Here is an 18635-nt window from a genome sequence, read left to right on the forward strand (position 1 = left end):
GGATGCCAAGGTCAGGGCCTCAACTCGATGACCGTCTTGCCGATCCGGATCGGGACTCCGAGCTCCACCGGAAGGGCGCGGGTGAGCTGCTGGTCACCCAGATACGTGCCGTTGGTGGATCCGAGGTCCTCGATGAACCAGCGGCTGCCCTGCGGGAACAGGCGGGCGTGACGTCCCGAGGCGTAGTCGTCCTCCAGGACCAGGGTGGCCTCCTGGGCGCGGCCCAGCAGGACGGGGCTCGCGGCGAGCTCCACCTGGGTTCCGGCCAACGGTCCTTCCGTGACCATCAGGAGCCGGGCGTGCTGCTTGGGAGCCGGGGGCTGCGCCTGGGCCAGTTCCGGATGCTTGCGCAGCTGGCGTGCGGTGGGGGCTCCGGTCTTGGCCGTTCCGCCGATCATGAGGTCCCTGCGCATGGCGGCCACGATGCTGAAAATCAGGACCCAGATCAGCAGCAGGAATCCGAAGCGGAGCGCGGTGACCGTCAGGTCGCTGAGTTCACTCATGCATTCCTCCCCGGGCCGGCCGGAATGAGCCGGAAGATCAGGCGCGTGCGCCCCATGGTGATGACGGAGCCGTCCGTCAGTTCGATGCTGCCGTCCAGGCGCTGGCCATTCACGTAGCTGCCATTGGTGGATCCGAGGTCCACGGCCCAGGCGGTGTCGCCCTGGGTGCGGATCTCAAGGTGCCGGCGGGACACTCCGGTGTCCTCGACCGGGATGTCCGCGTCCGAGGCCCGGCCCAGGACGATGCTCGGAGCGTTCAGCGAGTAGCGCTGGTCCCCGACGTCGAGGACGGGCTGCAGCCTGGCGGGCGCGGGCTGCCGCGCCGGTGCCGGGCGCCGTGGGGCGCCGGAAGAGGTCTCCGTCTTGTCTGCCCGCGACGTCACCGTGAATGCGCCCGCCTTCAGCGAGGATTCCCGGACGAAGGCGACTCGGACGGGGCCGGGCAAGGTGTAGCCCTGACTTCGGGCATGGGCGATGACGACGTCGCACAGTTCTTCCGCGAGGGCCGTTCCCCACTCTTCGGCGCGGGCGTAGTCCATGTCACTGAGCAGGACTTCGAAGCTGTTCGGTGCGATGCTGCGGCTCGTGGACACCGTGAGGACCTTGTTGTCCATCTCCCGGCGGAGACGGCTGGAGATCTCCACGGGCTGCACCTGTGATTTGCCGCCGGAGGAGAACACACCACGGACGGCCTTCTCCAGGCCCCGCTCCACACGGTCCAGCAGACCCATGCCGTTCTCCTTCCTGCCTGATGATCGCGGGGTGCGGCCCCATGACGGCCGGTGGCGGGATGCCTGCCGGTTGTTCCGATACTACTGTCCAGGCTCGTTCCGGCCCTACCCCGGGACGGTCCGGACGGGTCGCGGAGGGGGAATTCCCAGCGGGCTCTCACCGGGGCTCAGACCTGGAGTGGAGAAGTCCGGAGCCCTGTTCCGGCGGGGCCCGGAGCCCGTTCCGGGCGCCGGGAAAACCTCCCCGTCCACCACGATTTCACTTTCCGGGCAGAACATGGTTATTATTGATCCCGTTGCTTTCACCGCTGGTGAAGGCAAAGTGCGCGCGAGTGGCGGAACGGCAGACGCGCTGGCTTCAGGTGCCAGTGTCCGAAAGGGCGTGGGGGTTCAAATCCCCCCTCGCGCACAAATCGAAACTCCCGGTTCATGTGAACCGGGAGTTTTTTGTTGCCTGGAAACGGCGCCTGAGCCCGTCACATTTGTCACATCTTTACTTGAAACGACAATACCTTCTAGATTGCCAGGACTCCGCCGCGAAAAGCCGCGGATCATTCACTGGCACACGATCCGGAGCAGGGTCCGGGTCTGAGGAAGGGACACCTTCATGGGAAACACCGACCATCGGCGGCGGCACCGCCGTTCTTTCGCGGTCGCGGCACTCGCCGCGCTGGGGCTGGGTGCCGCGGGCCTCGTCCCGGCGGCAGAGGCTCACGGCCGTCCGTCCGGCGCAGAGGCGGCCGCCTCCGTCTCCGCGGTCGCGGCAGGGCGTGGCCAGGAGACGGTCTCCGGCATCATCGTCACGTATAAAGAGAACTCATCCCACGGTGATGCCGTGGCTCATGCCTGGGGCGTCGTGGCCCGGATGCTCGGGGTGAGCCCGCGCGAGGTGCGCCATCTCGCCGTCGGGTCCACCTTGGTGTCACTGGGGCGGGAGGTGAGCGCACAGGAAGCGGACACCGCGGTGGCCGCTCTGCTCGCGTCCGGAGCGGTGGAATCGGCCGAACCCGACGCCCGGATGTGGCCCGAGCTCTCCCCGGATGACCCCCGCTACGCCGAACAGTGGGACTTCACGGGCGCGAACGGCATGAGGATCCCGGGGGCGTGGGATGTCGCCACCGGATCGGGCGCAGTGGTCGCGGTTCTGGACACGGGCATCACGCGGCACCCAGACCTGGATGCGAACATCCTTTCGGGCTATGACTTCATTTCGGATCCGGCCACCGCGCGGGACGGAGGCGGCCGGGATTCCGATCCGCAGGATGAGGGCGATTGGTACGCGGCAGGCGAGTGCGGCAAGACGACGGCCAAGAATTCGTCCTGGCACGGCACCCATGTCACGGGAACCGTGGCGGCGGTGACCGGTAATGCCGTGGGCGTGGCCGGAGTGGCGCCGGGGGCCAAGGTGGTCCCGGTTCGTGTGCTCGGCAAGTGCGGCGGCGCCACATCCGATATTGCGGATGCGATCGTGTGGGCTTCCGGGGGGACGGTGGCCGGGGTCCCGGTGAACCCTTACCCGGCGCAGGTCATCAACATGAGCCTCGGCGGGACGGGCACCTGCTCAGCCACGTACCAGAACGCGATCAACGCCGCCGTGGCGCGCGGGGTCACGGTGGTGGTGTCGGCTGGAAACAGCGCGGCGGACGCCTCCGGCAGCAGGCCCGCCAACTGCCAGAATGTGGTGGCAGTGGCGGCTGGCGACAAGGATGGCAAGCTCGCGTCCTACTCGAACTACGGGACGACGGTGGACGTCACCGCGCCAGGCGGGGACACCAGCAAGAGTGGCGGTGGAATCCTTTCGACACTGAACGCCGGGACCACGGTGCCCGGGGCGCCGAGCTACGCCTGGTACCAGGGCACCTCGATGGCCGCGCCGCACATCTCCGGCCTGGCCGCGATGATGAAGAGCCTCAAACCCGGCCTCACCCCCACCGATGTGGAGAGCTTGCTCAAACAAGGCGCGCGTCCCATGCCGGGTGGTTGTTCCCTGGGCTGCGGCGCCGGCTTGTCCGACGCTGCGGCGACGATGAGTCTCACGGCGGCCCGCTGATCGGGAAAGCCCGGAGTGGTCCCGGTGCTCGAGCACCGGGACCACCTGCTTGCTATTGACAAGCACCCCGGCCCGGATCACGCTGGAATCACTTGCAAAAAGCAAGCAGATCCTCGGTATCGGAGTTTCCTGTGAGCACCATGATTTTCGTGAACCTGCCCACCAGCGACCTGGAGCGGGCCAAGTCCTTCTACACCTCCCTCGGATTCACCATCAACCCGCTCTTCACCGATGAGAACGCGGCCTGCGTGGTGGTGGATGAGAACGTCTTCTTCATGATCCTGACCCGCGGGTTCTTCTCCACCTTCACCAGCCGTGACCTGGTGGACCCGGGCACCCACATCCAGGTCCTCAACGCCCTCAGCCGTGACTCCCGCGAGCATGTGGACAGCACCACCGAGGCGGGCCTCGCCAACGGCGGCAAGGAACACCGCGATCCGCAGGACCTCGGCTTCATGTACTCCCGGTCCCTGGAGGACCCGGACGGCAACATCCTGGAGTTCGTCTACATGGAGCCTCAGGCCGTGGAGAACGGCCCCGGCGAGCACGTGGCCGCTCAGGCCGCCGAGTGACGGCGTCCTCTTAAGAGAAGACTGAGGAGGAGAGTCGCATGGCCGCGCGTAGTTACGGCCAGTACTGCGGTGTGGTGCGGGCCCTGGAACTGGTGGGCGAACGGTGGGCGCTGCTGATCGTTCGTGACCTGCTGGTGGGCCCGCGCCGCTACTCCGACCTCAAAAGCGGCCTGAGCCGCATCCCCACCAACATCCTCAGCGACCGGCTGAAGGACCTTCAGGCCGCGGGCCTGGTGCACCGGGTCCCGGTGGCCCGCTGCGGCCTGGTCTACGAGCTGACCCCGTACGGGCGGGAACTCGAGGACGTGATCCTGGCCCTCGGCCGCTGGGGCTTCAAGGCCATGACCGGGCCCCGGGAGGGGGAGGAGGTCACGGCCGATTCCCTCACCATGGCCCTGCGCACGGCCTTTGACCCCGCCGCGTCCCGCCGCGTGCCCGCTACCGTCTTCACCCTCCATGTGGGGGACGTGACGCTCGTGGCACGCTCCGACGCGGGGCGCCTGGACGTCGTCGCGCCGTCGCGGGGGCCGGTGCCTGTCGCGACTCCCATGGGCGACGGGGACCGCCTGGAGTTCGCCGCGGCACCCGGGATCCGGGATCTCATCGCCGGAACGGTGACGCCGGCGGACGCTGTGGCGTCCGGCGCGGCGGAAGTGCTCGACGGCGATGTGAGGCTCCTGGAGCGCTTCGCGGCACTGTTCCATTTGGACGCGGCCGTGGCCGCCTGAGCCGCGGAACCGTCCTTCCGGAAAAAAATTTCACACGACGCGTAACCTTCCGGCCCACCGTGCCGGTTCAGGGGGTACAGGTCGCCACGGCGGCCTCCCGTATCTTTCATCCCCCAAGGAGCGCATCACATGTCGTTGTTCACCGCAGTCGCCACGAGCAAGCTCGCCGCCAGTGCCGTCGCCGCCCTCGGCCTCCTCACGGTCGGTGGAGTCGGGACCGCTGCCTACACCGGCTCCCTCCCCACCCAGGCCCAGGATGTGGCCCACCAGATCATCGGCGCCCCGGCAGCCCAGGTGGAGAACGTGAAGACCACCGCCACCGACGCGGCCGCGACCGCGCAGCAGAAGGTCGCCGGCAAGGCCGACGCCGTGAAGGCCGCCGCGCAGAAGGCGCTCACCGCCGCGCAGGACAAGGCCGCCGCCGTCGACGGCAAGGCCGCGGGTGTCGTCGACCAGGCCACCGCCGCCGCCCAGAAGGCCGTCTCCGGCCTCAGCAGCCTGCAGCTCCTGGACCTCTGCAAGGCAGACGCGGCCAGCACCATCGACGCCTCCTCCGCAGGTTTCAAGAGCCTCTCCGTGGCCGCCGGCGGCGCCGGCAACGTCGGCACCTTCTGCGCCGACCTGGCCGGCCAGCAGGTCTCCGTCCAGGGTTCCGCCGACGGGGGCACCTCCGTGAACGTCACCGTTCCGTCCGCCCCGAAGCTGCCCGCCCTCCCCGCCAAGCCCGCTCTGCCGAGCGTGCCGGGCGTCTCCGTTCCTCAGCTCCCCGGTCTGGGTGGCTGACAGAAACTTCGGGTAGCCTGTCTGCCCGAAGACGCCAGGGCTTCGAACACCTGGTGTGATCGCCAGGCATGGCCCGGGACGTTCCCCCACTCCCGGGCCATGCCGTCGACGAACAGGATCCACTGCTTGCAGACGTCAGAGGACCAGGGGCCGCTCACCGTCACGGACGGTGAGGACGGCCCGGAAGCTCTCTTCACGAACGCGTATCGTGCCTACTCCGGACCCGTCCGGGGATATCTTGCTGCCCGCGGAGTGGATGATCCCGACGCCGTCACGAACGACGTCTTCCTCACCCTCTACTCCCGGATGACGCCGCCGGAGGGGTCCGCGGTCCCCGCCTTCCGCGGAGGGCTCGCCGGGGCCAAGTCCCTCGCCTTCACCATCGCGCACGGCCGTGCCGTGGACCACCACCGGCACAGGGCCCGGACACCGTTCCTGGTCCCGCACGAGCAGGAGACGGACCCCAGGCGCGCCCCCGGAACCCCCGAGGAGACCGTCCTGGCCGGGCAGGGAGCCCAGGAACTCCTGGACCACCTGCCCGAGGACCACAGGGAGGTCCTTCTGCTGCGCATCGTGGCCGATCTGTCGATCGAACAGACGGCCGCCATCATGGAGAGGTCCCAGGGCGCCGTCAAACAGCTTCAGCGCAGAGCCCTCAAAGACCTCAAAGCCCACGTGTCATCCCGGAAGAGCATGCCATGACCACCGAACTCCCCCCGGATCGGACCGACGTCGTCGACGAACTGCTCGACGGCCTGGACTCCAAGGACGCCGCAGTGTTGCGGCCCGTCCTTGAGGATCTGAGATCGCTCTCCAGCGCGCCCCCCGTGACCCCGAACGCCGAACTCGCAGCGCTTCTGGCCGGGTCCGCCTCGCGGCTTGCGGCCCCCACTGAACCCATCGCCATCGTCGCGGAGAAGGTGGCTGAGGTGGTGGACCTCGACGCAGCACGTGCGGCCCGCAGGGGAGGTGCGACGCGCGGTGCCTCCGCCGTGCGCCCTTCCCGGCCGCGCCGCCGTCGGGCCGTGGTCCTCGCCGCCGTCGCCGCGGTGGCGGTCACCGCCGCGACCGCAGGGGTGGCAGCGGCGTCGCAGGACGGCGGCCTGCCGCGCATCATCAGGATCATCACCGGCCAGCCGGCCGAGGCTCCCGCACCCCCGGAGCCGGCCACGGAGGACCCGTTGCCGGCTCCCGCGCCGGCCTCCGCGAAACCACGGCCGAGCGTGAGTCCGTCCGCTCCGCCATCCACCCCGGAGGGCCCGGCACCGGCACCCGCTGTCACTCCGGCACCTGCGCCCGCGCCGTCGAGCCCGCAGTCACCCGAGCAGCCGGGGATCCTCCCGGCCCTTCCGAAGCTGCTGCCCGGCCCGCTGCTGCCGACGCAGCTGCCCACCGGTCTGCCCCTGCCGGGGCTGCACTAGAAGTACCGCCGAGTCTCTCAGGCCACGGGAAGCGGCAGGAAGCTGCGGAAGCCGCCGATCAGGGCGTCCAGCCCCATGGTGAATGCCCGGTCCGGGTTGCTGCCTCCCTCGGCCTCTTCGAAGCGGTTGACCGCCGTGGTGAAGTTCGGGGTGCTGGCGGCGGAGGCGCCGGTGTCGAAGATGTCCTCCGGCGCCGTGGCGTCGTAGGCCGAGCCGAAGATGAAGGACTCCAGAGCCACGACGGCGGGCACGATCCGTTCCTGCGGGAAGCCCGCCTGGCGGAAGCCGGCGCTGACCGCCTCATACATGGCCAGGGTGCGCGGGGCGTTCGTGACCGGCAGGACCGCGATGATCGGGATGAGCGGCGTGTGCTGGGCGAACACCTCGCGGTAGCTCCAGGCCCAGTGCCGGACGGCTTCCTCCCATGGCTGCGTGCCGAAGGCGCTGACATCCACCTGGGCGGCCAGGTGGTCCTCAATGAGGATCAGCACCTCCTGTTTGTTGGTCACGTGGTTGTAGAGGGCCGACGGCGAGACGCCGAGCTTCTTGGCCATGGCCGACATGGTGAGGCCCTCGTACCCCTTGTCCGTCACCAGCTCCAGCGCTGCCCCGACGATTGATTCGTGCGTCAGAACGGCTTTGATGGGGCGGCCCACACGTCGGCGGGGCGCCTCTGCGGGGGTGCTGGGGGTGGTCATAGGGGTCCTCTGCTCGGGTGGTCCGGGGGCTGGAACAACTGTAGCGGTCCGGCTTCTTCGTGCAGGGGTCTTTCGCGCGGTGCGTCATGTGGGTTATAGTCATTACTAAATGAATGGTGTTCATTTAGTGACCATGGTCACGGCACCGCCCGTCATCCCCTTCCTTGGAGGAAAAATGCTCAATCTGGATCGCGACGTCGTGATCGTGGGCGCCGGCCCCTCTGGCCTGACTGCTGCCCGCCGACTCAAGAAGGCCGGCCTCAGCGTGGCCGTCCTGGAGGCACGTGACCGCGTGGGCGGCCGCACCTGGACCGACACCATCGACGGCGCCATGCTGGAGATCGGCGGCCAGTGGGTCTCCCCGGACCAGACCGTCCTCATGGAGCTCCTGGACGAGCTCGGCCTCGAGATGTACTCCCGCTACCGCGAGGGCGAGTCCATCTACCTGGGCGCCGACGGCAAGCTCTCCCGCTACACCGGAGCCTCCTTCCCGGTGGGCCCGGAGACGGCCGCCGAGATGGACCGCCTGACGGCGATCATGGACGAGCTGGCCGCCGAGATCGGCGCCGAGGAGCCGTGGGCCCACTCCAAGTCCCGCGATCTGGACACCATCTCGTTCCACCACTGGCTGCGCCAGAACTCCTCCAACGAGGAGGCCTGCAACAACATCGGTCTGTTCATCGCCGGCGGCATGCTGACCAAGCCCGCCCACGCCTTCTCCGCCCTGCAGGCCATCCTCATGGCCGCGTCCGCGGGTTCCTTCACCAACCTCACGGATGAGGACTTCATCCTGGACAAGCGCGTGATCGGCGGCATGCAGCAGGTCTCCCTTCTCCAGGCCGCGGAGCTGGGCGAGGACGTCATCCTCGACTCCCCGGTCCGCACCATCAACTACACCGAGGACGGCCAGGGCGGCTACCGCGTCATCGCCGAATCCGACCGTGCAGTGGTCAACGCCCGCTTCGTCATCATGGCGGTCCCGCCGAACCTCTACAGCCGCGTGTCCTTCAACCCGCCGCTGCCCCGCCGCCAGCACCAGATGCACCAGCACCAGTCCCTGGGCCTGGTCATCAAGGTCCACGCCGTCTACGAGACCCCGTTCTGGCGTGACAACGGCCTGTCCGGCACCTGCTTCGGCGCCGACTCGATCGTCCAGGAGGTGTACGACAACACCAACCACGGTGACTCCCGCGGCACCCTGGTGGGCTTCGTCTCCGACGAGAAGGCCGACGCCATGTTCGAGCTGAGCGAGGAGGAGCGCAAGGAGGCCATCCTGGGCGCCATCGCCGAGTACCTGGGCGAAGAGGCCAAGAACCCGTCCGTGTTCTACCTCTCTGACTGGGGCTCCGAGGAGTGGACCCGCGGCGCGTACGCCGCCAGCTACGACCTGGGTGGCCTGAGCCGCTACGGCAAGTCCCAGCACGACGCCGTGGGCCCGATCTACTGGTCCTCCTCCGACCTGGCGGCCGAGGGCTACCAGCACGTGGACGGCGCCGTCCGCATGGGTCAGAAGACCGCGGACCGCATCATCGCCGCGAACCAGGAACTGCGCCAGGCCGAGCCGGCCCTGAGCCAGGCCTGATCCCCCGCAGCTGAGGATCCCCGGCGCCGCCCGCCGCCGGGGATCCTTCTGAAACGCCTCCGGCCCTTCTTACCCTTTGTGGGGCCGGGGCACGCCTCGCAACAGGCACGCCCGCCGCACCGGAGCTGACTCCCCGGTGCGGCGCCGGTGTTTAAGGTGAGCGACGGCGGCGGCCGCCCCGCGCCGCCGTCGTCGCTCACCTCGCACGGTGGCCGGGAACGCCGCCCACCGTGCCGCTCAGAGCGCCGCGAGGTCTTCCCGCAGCGCCTGCACGACGGCGGTGGCCCGGCCGGCGTCGGGCACCATCCAGTTGGTGAGGTAACCGAAGCCGATGCCGTGCACCGGATCGGCGAAGCCGAGCTGCCCGCCGGCGCCGTAGTGGCCGAAGCCTGCCGGGCTCAGCAGGTCCTGGTCCAGGCCGGGCAGCTGGAAGCCGGCCGCGAAACGGTCAGCCCACGGCTCCGGGAAGCCCAGTTCCGGCCGGCCCTCGCTCACCGGCCGAAGCGCGTTCTCCAGGGCGCCGGTGCCGAGGAGGAGGGTTCCCCCGGTGTCCCGGACCGTGGCCGACCACAGGGCCGCCAGGGCGCGGGCCGTCGAGATGCCGCCCGCCGCGGGGAACTCGGCGGCGTGGAAGGAGCGGTCGTTGGCGCCCTCGGTCTCGGTCACCAGTTCCGGCGGCAGCGCCCCGCCCATTTGCGGGCCCTTCGCTGCGAAGGGGTTGGGGAGCTGCTGCATGGCCGCCACGCCCTGACGGTAGGCCTCGGACAGGCCGATGTGCGCCACCCGGGTCTCCTCCGCGGCCGGCAGACCCAGCCACGCCTCGGCGGTGACGGGGGAGAAGACCTCCTGGAAGAGGGCGCCGGCGGTCCGGCCCGTGACCCGGCGGATGAGTTCGCCGCTGAGCCAGCCGTGCGTGATGGAGTGGTAGGCGAAGCCCGTGCCCGGTTCCCAGAGCGGCTCCTGCGCGGCCAGCAGGGCGGTCATGAAGTCCCAGTCCAGCAGCTGCTCCCGGGTCAGTTCCTGCCGGACCGCGGACAGGCCCGCACGATGGCCGAGCGCCTCACGGACGGTCAGGCGGCCCTTGCCGTTGGCGGCGAACTCCGGCCAGTAGGACGCCAGCGGGGCGTCGTAGTCCACGAGGCCCTGTTCCACCAGTCGGGCGATGAGGACGGAGGCCAGGCCCTTGGTGCAGGAGAACATCACGGCGGCCGTCTCCTCCTCCCACGGCAGTGCGCTGCGAGCGTCCCGGGTCCCGCCCCAGAGGTCCACCACCTTCTCCCCGTCCCGGTACACCGAGACCGCGGCACCCATGTCCGGGGCGCCGTCGAACCCCTGAGCGAACGCCTGGCGCGTCCGTTCGAAGCCGCGGGTTGCGGTGCCGTGGACGGTGACGCCGCTGACGGAGGCGGACGGGGTCGTAGTCATGCGGGTCCTTCCGAGGTTCTGACGAGTGCTGGACCAGACGCTACACGGTCACTCTGTCTGAGAGCCCGCGTACCCTTGAATGCATGCGAGTGAAGATGTGCAGCATCCATGTGACCGATCCCGCCGCGGCCCATGCCGTCTACACGGAGAAGTTCGGCTTCGCTTCCCTGATGGCCATGCCGGAGGCGAACCTGTTCATCGTGCAGAACCCGTCCATCCCCGGTGGCCCCGGACTCCTCCTGGAGCCCAGCGACAACCCCATCGGTGAGGACTACCGTGCGCGTGTCTACGAGGCCGGGATGCCCGCGATCGTGCTCGGTGTGGACGATGTGGCCGCCGAAGCCGAGCGCCTGGCCGGGCTCGGCCTGCGCGTGGTCGGCGAGCCCGTGGTGCACCCGTCCGGGACGTTCGTGGACGTGGACGACTCCTGCGGCAACCTGATCCGTCTGCACCAGGACTGATGAACCCGCCGCTGATGGACTCCCTGACCTTCCTGTACGTCCCCGGCGTCACCCCGGGGAAGTGGATCCGCCGCTGGGAGGAGCGCCTGCCCGACGTCGCGCTGGAGTTCCGCATGGTGGACGACGACGTCGCGGCCGCCCTCGACGCCCTTGACACGGGTGAGGCGCAGCTCGCCTTCCTCCGCGTCCCCGTGGGCATGGCCGCCGCCTTGCGTGAGGGACGGTTCGTGATCCCCCTGTACGAGGAGCAGCAGGCCGTGGTGGCCGCCAAGGGCCACGAGATCCAGGCCTTCGAGGAGATCTCTCTTGAGGATCTGGAGGGCGAGACCTTCTTCGACAACTCGCCCGAGGGCCTGCGCGCCCTGGGTGGGCTCGAGATGGCCCTGGAGGTCGTGGCAAGTGGTGCCGGACTCCTGGTGCTGCCGATGCCCGCAGCCCGCCACGTGAACAATCCCGAAGTGGTGGCCCGCCCGCTGGAGGGTGCCGAGCCCACCGAGGTGGTGCTGGCCTGGCGCAAGGACGCCGATTCGGACCTGGTGCAGGAGTTCGTGGGCATCGTCCGGGGGCGCAAGGCCGACTCGGGACGCCAGCCGTCCGTGAACAAGGAGCAGCAGGAGAACGCCGCCAAGGCCCGGAAGTCCCGGAGCGCGACGGCCGGGGCATTCGGCGCGGCCAAGGCCGGTTCCAAGGGTGCGGGCCCCAAGGGCGGCGCCCAGGGCGGCGCCCAGAAGGGCCGGTCCGGCGGGAAGCCGGGTACAGGGAAGCCTGGCACGGCCAAGCCGGGCGGCGGCAAAGGTTCCGGCCGGGGCCGCGGCAAGCCGCCGTCGTCGGGCCGCAAGGGCCGCTGAGGCACCCCACCACAAGACACCTTAAATGCCGAGGCCGCTGGTATCGGTCGAAAACGCTTGTTCACTCAGCGTTCTCGACCGAAACCAGCGGCCTCGGCGGTGCAGGCGGGATCAGACGCCCGCGGGGACCTTCTCCTCCTCGGTGGCGTCCTCGAGGACGGCCTCCTCGGCGCGCTTCTTCCGGCCCTTGCCGTAGCGGAAGTGGAAGAACACGTAGCAGGCCACCGTGAACGGGACACCGATGTAGAGGGCCGCGACCTGGGTGGGGTCGAAGGCGATGCCGATCATCGAGCCCAGGCAGGCTGCGAACGCCAGGATCGGGACCACGGGGAAGAACGGCGCCTTGTACGGCAACGTGGACACGTCCCCGCCGTTGCGGACGAACGCCCTGCGGTGGAAGAAGTGCGCGGCCGCAATGGACATCCACACGGCGACGGTGGCGAACGCCGCGATCGAGATCAGGACCAGGTACACCGTGGTGGGCGCGATGACGCTGCTGACCAGCGACGCCAGGCCGCCCAGGAGGCTCACCACGAGCGCCACCATGGGGATGCCCCGCTTGGTCAGCTTGGCGAACGACTTGGGCGCGTGGCCCTGGTCCGCCAGGGAGAACAGCATGCGGGCGCAGGAGTACAGGCCGCTGTTGCCGGCGGAGAGCAGCGCGGTGATGACCACGAAGTTCATGATGTCCGCGGCGTACGGGATGCCGAGCTCGGAGAACACCGTGACGAAGGGGCTCTCGTCCAGGCCGGCCTTGTCATACGGGATGGTGGCGGCGATGACCATGATGGCACCGATGAAGAAGATCACCAGGCGCAGGACCGTGGTGCGCATGGCGCGGGGGATGCTGCGGATGGGATCGGCCGTCTCACCGGCGGCGACGCCGATCAGCTCGGAACCGGAGAATGCGAACAGCACGGCCAGGACGGTGACCATCACGCCGGTGAAACCGTTGGGGAACAGGCCCTGGGCGGTGCTGAAGTTCTCGAACAGGTGCGGGTAGTGGCCCTGCGCGGCGGGGTGGAAGCCCAGCAGAGCGGCGCCGCCCAGGATGATGAGGCCGACGACGGCGGCGACCTTGATCATGGCGAACCAGAACTCGCTCTCACCGAACACGCGGGAGGAGATGGCGTTCATGGTGAACAGCACGGCGCCGAACACCAGGCAGAAGATCCACACCGGGACTTCCGGGAACCAGCGCTGCATCATGACGCCGGCTGCCGTGAACTCGGAACCGATGGCGACGGCCCAGGTCAGCCAGTAGAGCCAGGCCGTGGTGAAGCCCGTGGCCGGGCCCATGGTCCGGGCCGCGTAGATGTGGAACGCGCCGGAGACCGGGTAGGCGATGGCCAGCTCGCTGAGGCACGCCATCACGAGATAGACGACGACGGCGCCGATCAGGTAGGCGATCACGGCACCGAGCGGGCCGGCCTGGGAGATCGTGTAGCCGGAGCTGACGAACAGACCGGATCCGATCACGCCGCCCAGGCCGATCATGACCAGGTGGCGGGTGTCCATGGACCGCCGGAGACCCTGCTGGACGACGATGCCGGGGGTATCCGAAGGGCCGGATTCGGGGAGCGGGGCAGCGCTCATGGATCCTCCGTGAGGTAGTGCTGAAGGGGGACGCGGGCATGCTGAAAGAACCGGCACAGACCGGGTTCGGCAGGGGAGTGCGATCTTCAGAGTAAAGGTGAGGTGATCGCGGGGACGATGTTGGTGATCAAGCTAACACCGGGCGGCGTGGCACCTGTTGCGTTCGGCACAGCGGTTAAAGATCCTCACCGATGGGCCCTGAAGCGGTGCCGCGAGCAACAGTAGAGCTGATGCTCAGCTTCGGGCGGATGAAGCATTTCTGGTGGAACCTGCTAGAGTGCCCTGCGCCTCTCGCCGCTGAAACAGTGGGTTTCCGCTGAAACAGTGGTTTAAACCAACTGTCTCAGCGGAAACCCACTGTTTCAGCGAATGGGGTGCGCACGCGATGGCCGGGGCGGCCTTGGCCTCCGTGGTCCTACTCCGGGTGGACCGCCCGGTACCGCTCGATCTGCTTCAGGCGCCGGCCGAGGGAATCGCGGCGCGGGTGCGGCGTGGTCTCCGGATCCTCCGCCGTGAGTTCCACATGCTGCCGGCCGTACTTCCACAGGAGAAGGTCGTCCAGGAGGCGGTCCGGTCCGGGGGAGTAGCGGTGGTCCAGGGCGTCGCGGACCAGGCGGATCCGCTCGGGGCTCAGAAGCTCCGCCATCTCAATGGTCCGGGTCAGCCCGTGTGCGTTCAGCAGCTCGGCGGCCCAGCCCCAGTCGTCGTCGACCTTCCGGTCCACATGCGGCAGGAGGGTCTGCCAGACCCGCCGCACCCGGTCCGGGCTCAGCGGCACCGCGCCGTTGCCCTCCTCGTCCCAGTAGCTGCGGACCTCCTGGTAGCTCTCCTGCAGATCGGAGAAGGCGCCCTCCACGGTCTCCAGCATGGCCGCCGTCGCGGTGAACTGGCGGTCGAAGTGCGGCGTCCAGGCACGCGGGTCGTCCGTCTTGAAGCGGATGTCGTGCTCGATCTCGCTCCAGGCGTGCGCGAACACCGTGCGGATCTGGCACTCGAAGAAGTAGCTGCCGTTTGGCGGGATCTCCGGATTGAAGAGGTGCTGGTACTCCTTGACCACGTCGTTCTGGATGGTCCGCAGGATGAGGTGGCGGCTCGAATAGCCGTACGTGCCGGACTCGATGGAGCCGATGTCCTTCTCCCGGTCACCCCGGCAGTCGAACGTCTGGCGCTGCTTCTTGATCACATTGGCCACCGTGGCGTTGTCCGCCGGGAGCTTGGTGATGACCCGGATGCCCACCATGTCATTGAGGGTGCGGAACGGGTCCGGGAACTTCAGGGCCGGCCGGCCCCCGGGCTCCAGCGGTGCCTCCAGCCGGGAGATCTTCTCCCGGAAGGAGTCCACGGTCTTGGTCCGGCCCGTGACGAACAGCGGCGTCACCTCGGAGGCCTTCAGCATTCCGCGCAGCGTGAGCAGAACGTCCTGCGTCACGAGCTTCAGCGAGGGGCGGACCTTCCGGTAGAGGTCCACGTGTTCCTGCACGAGCGCGCGCTGGTCTTCGTCAAGCCGGTCCCAATTGCTTGCCATGGACTCAACCCTATCCCTCGGGCCTGACATCGATCCCGGCGGCGTCACGCAGTGCCACGGAGCCGTCGCCTGCTTCCGCGGACTGGCACGTGTTAGCTAGCATGAAGGACATGCTCACCGTCATCGGAGAAGCCCTGGTGGACGTGGTCCACAGCGGCGCCGGAACCTCGTCCCACGTGGGCGGAAGCCCCCTGAATGTGGCCGTCGGCCTGGCCCGTCTGGACCACCCCGTGCAGTTCCTGGGCCGGTACGGGCACGACGAGTACGGGGATGCCATCGCGGCCCACCTCAGGGCCTCCTCCGTCATGGTTCCGCTCCCGCCCGACGAACTGCCCAGCAGCATCGCCACGGCCACCCTGGACGAGAACGGCGCGGCGAGCTACGACTTCGACCTCGTGTGGCAGCTGCCCGGCCTGGTGGACCGGCTCCCCATGGTCCTGCAGGGCGGCACTCTGCTGCACACGGGCTCCATCGCCACCGTCCTGGAGCCGGGCGCCGTGGACGTGCTCGCCGCCGTCGAGCACGCACGACCCGGCGTGACCATCAGCTTCGACCCCAATTGCCGCCCCAGCCTGACCCCGGATGTGGACGCGGTCCGCACTCAGGTGGAGCGGTTCGTAGTGCTTGCGGACGTGGTCAAGGCCTCCGATGAGGACCTGGAATGGCTCTACCCCGGCGTGGACGTCAAGGACTCCGCGCGGCGGTGGCTGAGCCTGGGCGGGGAAAACGGGCCGGCGTTCGTGGTGGTCACACGCGGTGCGGACGGCCCGTGGGGCGTGGCCGCCGCCGGCGAGGTGGAGGTCCCGGCTCCGCGCGTCGACGTGGTGGACACGGTGGGCGCGGGCGATTCGTTCATGGCGGCGCTGCTCTCCGGCGTGGTCGATGCGGGGTACGACGGCGTGCTGCACCGGGAGCGCCTGCACCGGATCACCCTGGAGGAACTGACGTCACTCCTGGCGGCTTCCGCGCGCGCCGCGGCCATCACGGTGTCCCGCGCGGGCGCCAACCCGCCCAGCCGGAAGGAACTCGCCGCGAGGGCCTAGCCCGCCTCCCGCGCGCTGAGCCCGTGTTCCGTCACCAGTTCCGAGACGATGTGCTCCGCGATGGCCAGTGACGACGTCGCGCCCGGTGACGGCGCGTTGCGCAGATGCATGACCGGGCCCAGGTGCTGGATCACGAAGTCATCCACCAGGCGGCCGTCACGGGACAGGGCCTGTGCCCGGATGCCGCGCGGCAGGCGCTCGTAAGCTGCTCCTTCGATCGCCGGGACGTACCGCGCCGCGGCCCGGATGAACCGCTTGGCCGAGAGGACTCCGGCCAGCTCCCGCCGCGCACCGGCCAGATTGCGGCCCGCGAAGCGCCAGAAGCCCGGGTCCGCGGCCACGTCCAGCGAATCCCGCACGTCGATGCCCAGCCCGCGGTAGATCTCCCGGGAGAAGGACAGGAACGCGTTCGGCCCCACGGTCATGGCGCCGTCCACGCGCTTGGTCAGGTGCACGCCCAGGAACGGGTACTTCGGGTCCGGCACGGGGTAGACCAGGCCACGCGTCACGTCCCCGAAGCGCGGCTCCAGCACCAGGTACTGGCCGAAGAACGGCACGATCGACGGATCCTCGTCCGCCCCGGAACGGCGGGCGAGCCGGTCCGACTGAAGCCCTGCGCACGCCACCACGTGGTCGAAGCGCTCTTCGCCGGTGGATGAGCGGAGCCGCACCCCGCCGTCGGGCAATGCGTCCAGTCCCAGCACTTCCGTGCCCAGCCGCACGTCCGCGCCCGCCTGCCGGGCGTCCTCCACGAGGGCTCGCGTCACCGCCACGTAGTCGATGATCGCGGTGCCGGGTGAATGGATGGCGGCGATGCCGCGGGCCTCCGGTTCGATCTCCCGCAGCTCCGCACCGTCGATCAGCCGGACGCCGGGCACCCCGTTCCGCGTGGCACGGTTGAAGATCGCCTCCAGCCGTCCTCGCTCCTCCGCGTCCAGGGCCACCACCACCTTGCCGCAGCGCTCGTACGGGACCCCGTGCTCGGCCGCGAAGTCCTCCAGCAGCCCGACGCCGCGGCGGCACAGCCGGGCCTTCAGCCCGCCCGGCGCGTAGTAGAGGCCCGCGTGGACCACGCCCGAGTTGTGACCCGTCTGGTGCGCGGCCACGCCCTCCTCCTTCTCGAAGAGCGTGATCAGGGCGTCCGGCAGGCGCCGGGTCAGCTCGCGGGCGACGGCGGCACCGATGATCCCACCGCCCACGACGGCGATGCGTTTGGTTGCGGGCATGAAAGTCCTTTCGCTCGGTGTGCCCCAGTTCAGGGCCAGACGGCGTCGTCGACGCCGAGCGGCCCGGCGTCGTGGGCGAATGCCACCGGGGCGCCGTCCACGGTGCCTGGCACCGGGACCGCGAGGGCGTCGCCCCACGCGGTGTTCACAGGCTCCCGGAGCCCGTCCAGTAGCGCCCGGAGCTCCGCCTGGGAGGCGACCGCCGGAACACCGCCGGGCCCCATCGAGTACAGCAGATTCGCGGCCCCCACCAGAGACGCCGTCACCGTGCCGGCCGCGCCGCGGCCCAGCAGGGACAGCACACCCGCGGCGAGGTGATAGCCCGTGGAGTGGTCCAGCGCCTGCGCCGGCAGCGGGTGGGGAGCGTCCGACGCCGCGGCCCGGGAACCGTCGTCGGCGATCCCGCAGCTCATCTGCACCAGGGAGTCGAAACCGCGACGCCGGGCCCACGGCCCATGCCAGCCGTAGGCGTCCAGGCGTGCCACCACGAGCCCGGGCGCCACAGCGCGCAGGAGGCCCTGGTCGAGGCCCAGGGCCTCCAGGGCGCCCGGACGCAGGCCGTGGACCAGGACGTGTGCCCGTGAGAGCAGACCGAGGAACCGCTCCCGCCCGGCGGGTGACGCGAGGTCCAGGAAGGCCCGGCGCTTGCCCTGCGTCGTGACCGGCAGCAGCGCCGGCACCTCCTGGAAGCCCGGTGGGTCCAGGCGGAGGACGTCGGCACCGTGCGCGGCCAGGAAGCGGGTGCACAGGGGTCCGGCGATCACGCGGGTCAGGTCCAGTGCGCGCAGGCCCTCCAGGGGCCGGCCACCGGGGACGGGCGTCCAGGCCGACGTCCCCTCCACCACGGCGTGAACGGCCGGCTCCTGGGCCGTCGCGGACCCGGCCACGGATTCCAGCCATCCGAGGCGGCTGTGCAGCACGGCCGCCGCGCCTCCCGCCCGGAGCACAGCGGATTCCAGCTCCACGCCCGGAACGGCCAGGACATGCTCCGCCACCTCCTCCCGGGTGGCGTCCGGGGCCAGGCCGAGCGCGGCGGTGGCCGCGGCCCGGTGCGCGCCGTAGTTGGTGTGGAGCCGGATCCAGCCGTCCCGGCTGCGGTAGACGCCGGAGAGCGGGTCCCAGGGCGAGGGGAGGTCCCAGCCCTGCGGCGTGAAGACGGCCTCGGACAGGAAGGCGGCGCTCGCCTGCGCCCGGTCCACGCTGACGCGCGGATGCCCCGCCGTCGCGTTCCCGGGGCTTGCAGCCCGGCGCAGTACGGCCGCGAGCCCCAGATTCGCCGCGGCGACGGCCGAGGTGGCCAGGGACGTGACCGGGAAGGCTGAGGGCAGCACGGCGTCCGGGCCGGTCAGGACCAGGTGCTCCACGGAGTCCGGGTCACCTCCCACGGCGTCCAGGATCCTGCGGATGGTCTGAGTCGTGGTCTGCATTCACGCACCTCCTTCA

Annotated in this window: 18 protein-coding genes and 1 tRNA gene; 11 read left to right on the forward strand and 8 right to left on the reverse strand. The window is 69.7% G+C overall.

Going from position 1 to position 18635, the window contains the following annotated elements; all coding sequences use genetic code 11:
• Positions 1–11 precede the first annotated feature (11 nt).
• Both Q9R02_RS07200 and Q9R02_RS07205 read right to left on the reverse strand, forming a co-directional pair.
• Complete coding sequence (locus Q9R02_RS07200; protein WP_305995976.1) at positions 12–503, reverse strand: FHA domain-containing protein FhaB/FipA; 492 nt, start codon at positions 501–503, stop codon at positions 12–14.
• A complete protein-coding gene (locus Q9R02_RS07205) occupies positions 500–1234 on the reverse strand; it encodes an FHA domain-containing protein (protein ID WP_305995977.1) in 735 nt (244 codons plus the stop codon). The genes Q9R02_RS07200 and Q9R02_RS07205 overlap by 4 nt, the downstream gene beginning before the upstream one ends.
• Before the next feature lie 326 nt (positions 1235–1560).
• Here Q9R02_RS07205 and Q9R02_RS07210 point away from each other — a divergent pair.
• From Q9R02_RS07210 to Q9R02_RS07240, 7 genes are all read left to right on the forward strand, one after another.
• Positions 1561–1643 (forward strand) — tRNA-Leu (locus Q9R02_RS07210).
• Positions 1644–1841: 198 nt separating this feature from the next.
• The gene (locus Q9R02_RS07215; RefSeq protein WP_305995978.1) at positions 1842–3284 is read left to right on the forward strand and encodes a S8 family peptidase; all 1443 of its coding nucleotides are present in this window, start codon (positions 1842–1844) and stop codon (positions 3282–3284) included.
• 140 nt (positions 3285–3424) lie between these two features.
• The gene (locus Q9R02_RS07220; RefSeq protein ID WP_305996094.1) at positions 3425–3856 is read left to right on the forward strand and encodes a VOC family protein; all 432 of its coding nucleotides are present in this window, start codon (positions 3425–3427) and stop codon (positions 3854–3856) included.
• A 38-nt stretch (positions 3857–3894) separates the two neighbouring features.
• Positions 3895–4584, forward strand: coding sequence for a winged helix-turn-helix transcriptional regulator (locus Q9R02_RS07225; RefSeq protein WP_305995979.1), 690 nt, complete (start codon positions 3895–3897; stop codon positions 4582–4584).
• A gap of 129 nt (positions 4585–4713) precedes the next feature.
• On the forward strand, positions 4714–5367 hold the full coding sequence (locus tag Q9R02_RS07230) for a hypothetical protein (protein WP_305995980.1): 654 nt from the start codon (positions 4714–4716) through the stop codon (positions 5365–5367).
• Positions 5368–5493: 126 nt separating this feature from the next.
• On the forward strand, positions 5494–6069 hold the full coding sequence (locus Q9R02_RS07235; protein ID WP_305995981.1) for an RNA polymerase sigma factor: 576 nt from the start codon (positions 5494–5496) through the stop codon (positions 6067–6069).
• Positions 6066–6788, forward strand: a complete 723-nt coding sequence (locus tag Q9R02_RS07240; protein ID WP_305995982.1) for a hypothetical protein — start codon at positions 6066–6068, stop codon at positions 6786–6788. The genes Q9R02_RS07235 and Q9R02_RS07240 overlap by 4 nt, the downstream gene beginning before the upstream one ends.
• A 17-nt stretch (positions 6789–6805) precedes the next feature.
• Here Q9R02_RS07240 and Q9R02_RS07245 read toward each other — a convergent pair whose 3' ends face one another.
• Positions 6806–7486, reverse strand: a complete 681-nt coding sequence (locus Q9R02_RS07245) for a TetR/AcrR family transcriptional regulator (RefSeq protein WP_305995983.1) — start codon at positions 7484–7486, stop codon at positions 6806–6808.
• A 175-nt stretch (positions 7487–7661) separates the two neighbouring features.
• Between Q9R02_RS07245 and Q9R02_RS07250 the strand changes: the two genes are divergently transcribed.
• Complete coding sequence (locus Q9R02_RS07250; RefSeq protein WP_305995984.1) at positions 7662–9068, forward strand: flavin monoamine oxidase family protein; 1407 nt, start codon at positions 7662–7664, stop codon at positions 9066–9068.
• A 237-nt stretch (positions 9069–9305) separates the two neighbouring features.
• Here Q9R02_RS07250 and Q9R02_RS07255 read toward each other — a convergent pair whose 3' ends face one another.
• A complete protein-coding gene (locus Q9R02_RS07255; RefSeq protein WP_305995985.1) occupies positions 9306–10493 on the reverse strand; it encodes a serine hydrolase domain-containing protein in 1188 nt (395 codons plus the stop codon).
• Positions 10494–10576: 83 nt separating this feature from the next.
• Between Q9R02_RS07255 and Q9R02_RS07260 the strand changes: the two genes are divergently transcribed.
• Positions 10577–10954, forward strand: coding sequence for a VOC family protein (locus Q9R02_RS07260; protein WP_305995986.1), 378 nt, complete (start codon positions 10577–10579; stop codon positions 10952–10954).
• Positions 10954–11802, forward strand: coding sequence for a LysR family transcriptional regulator substrate-binding protein (locus tag Q9R02_RS07265; RefSeq protein WP_305995987.1), 849 nt, complete (start codon positions 10954–10956; stop codon positions 11800–11802). Before Q9R02_RS07260 ends, Q9R02_RS07265 begins: the two co-directional genes overlap by 1 nt.
• Positions 11803–11913: 111 nt before the next feature.
• Here Q9R02_RS07265 and Q9R02_RS07270 read toward each other — a convergent pair whose 3' ends face one another.
• Together Q9R02_RS07270 and Q9R02_RS07275 are read right to left on the reverse strand one after the other, a co-directional pair.
• Positions 11914–13398 (reverse strand): amino acid permease, encoded by a 1485-nt coding sequence (locus Q9R02_RS07270; protein WP_305995988.1) that lies wholly within the window; start codon positions 13396–13398, stop codon positions 11914–11916.
• 415 nt (positions 13399–13813) lie between these two features.
• Complete coding sequence (locus Q9R02_RS07275) at positions 13814–14923, reverse strand: GTP pyrophosphokinase (protein WP_305995989.1); 1110 nt, start codon at positions 14921–14923, stop codon at positions 13814–13816.
• Between the two features lie 110 nt (positions 14924–15033).
• Here Q9R02_RS07275 and Q9R02_RS07280 point away from each other — a divergent pair, with 110 nt between their 5' ends.
• The gene (locus Q9R02_RS07280) at positions 15034–15966 is read left to right on the forward strand and encodes a carbohydrate kinase family protein (protein WP_305995990.1); all 933 of its coding nucleotides are present in this window, start codon (positions 15034–15036) and stop codon (positions 15964–15966) included.
• Here Q9R02_RS07280 and lhgO read toward each other — a convergent pair.
• Entirely contained in the window at positions 15963–17192 is a 1230-nt protein-coding gene (lhgO, locus tag Q9R02_RS07285; RefSeq protein ID WP_305995991.1) for an L-2-hydroxyglutarate oxidase, read from the reverse strand. The two genes, Q9R02_RS07280 and lhgO, sit on opposite strands and share 4 nt — an antisense overlap.
• Before the next feature lie 29 nt (positions 17193–17221).
• Complete coding sequence (locus Q9R02_RS07290; protein WP_305995992.1) at positions 17222–18619, reverse strand: CoA transferase; 1398 nt, start codon at positions 18617–18619, stop codon at positions 17222–17224.
• Positions 18620–18635: the final 16 nt, after the last annotated feature.

The organism is Arthrobacter horti (genome assembly GCF_030731045.1).
GTDB lineage: Bacteria > Actinomycetota > Actinomycetes > Actinomycetales > Micrococcaceae > Arthrobacter_E > Arthrobacter_E nanjingensis.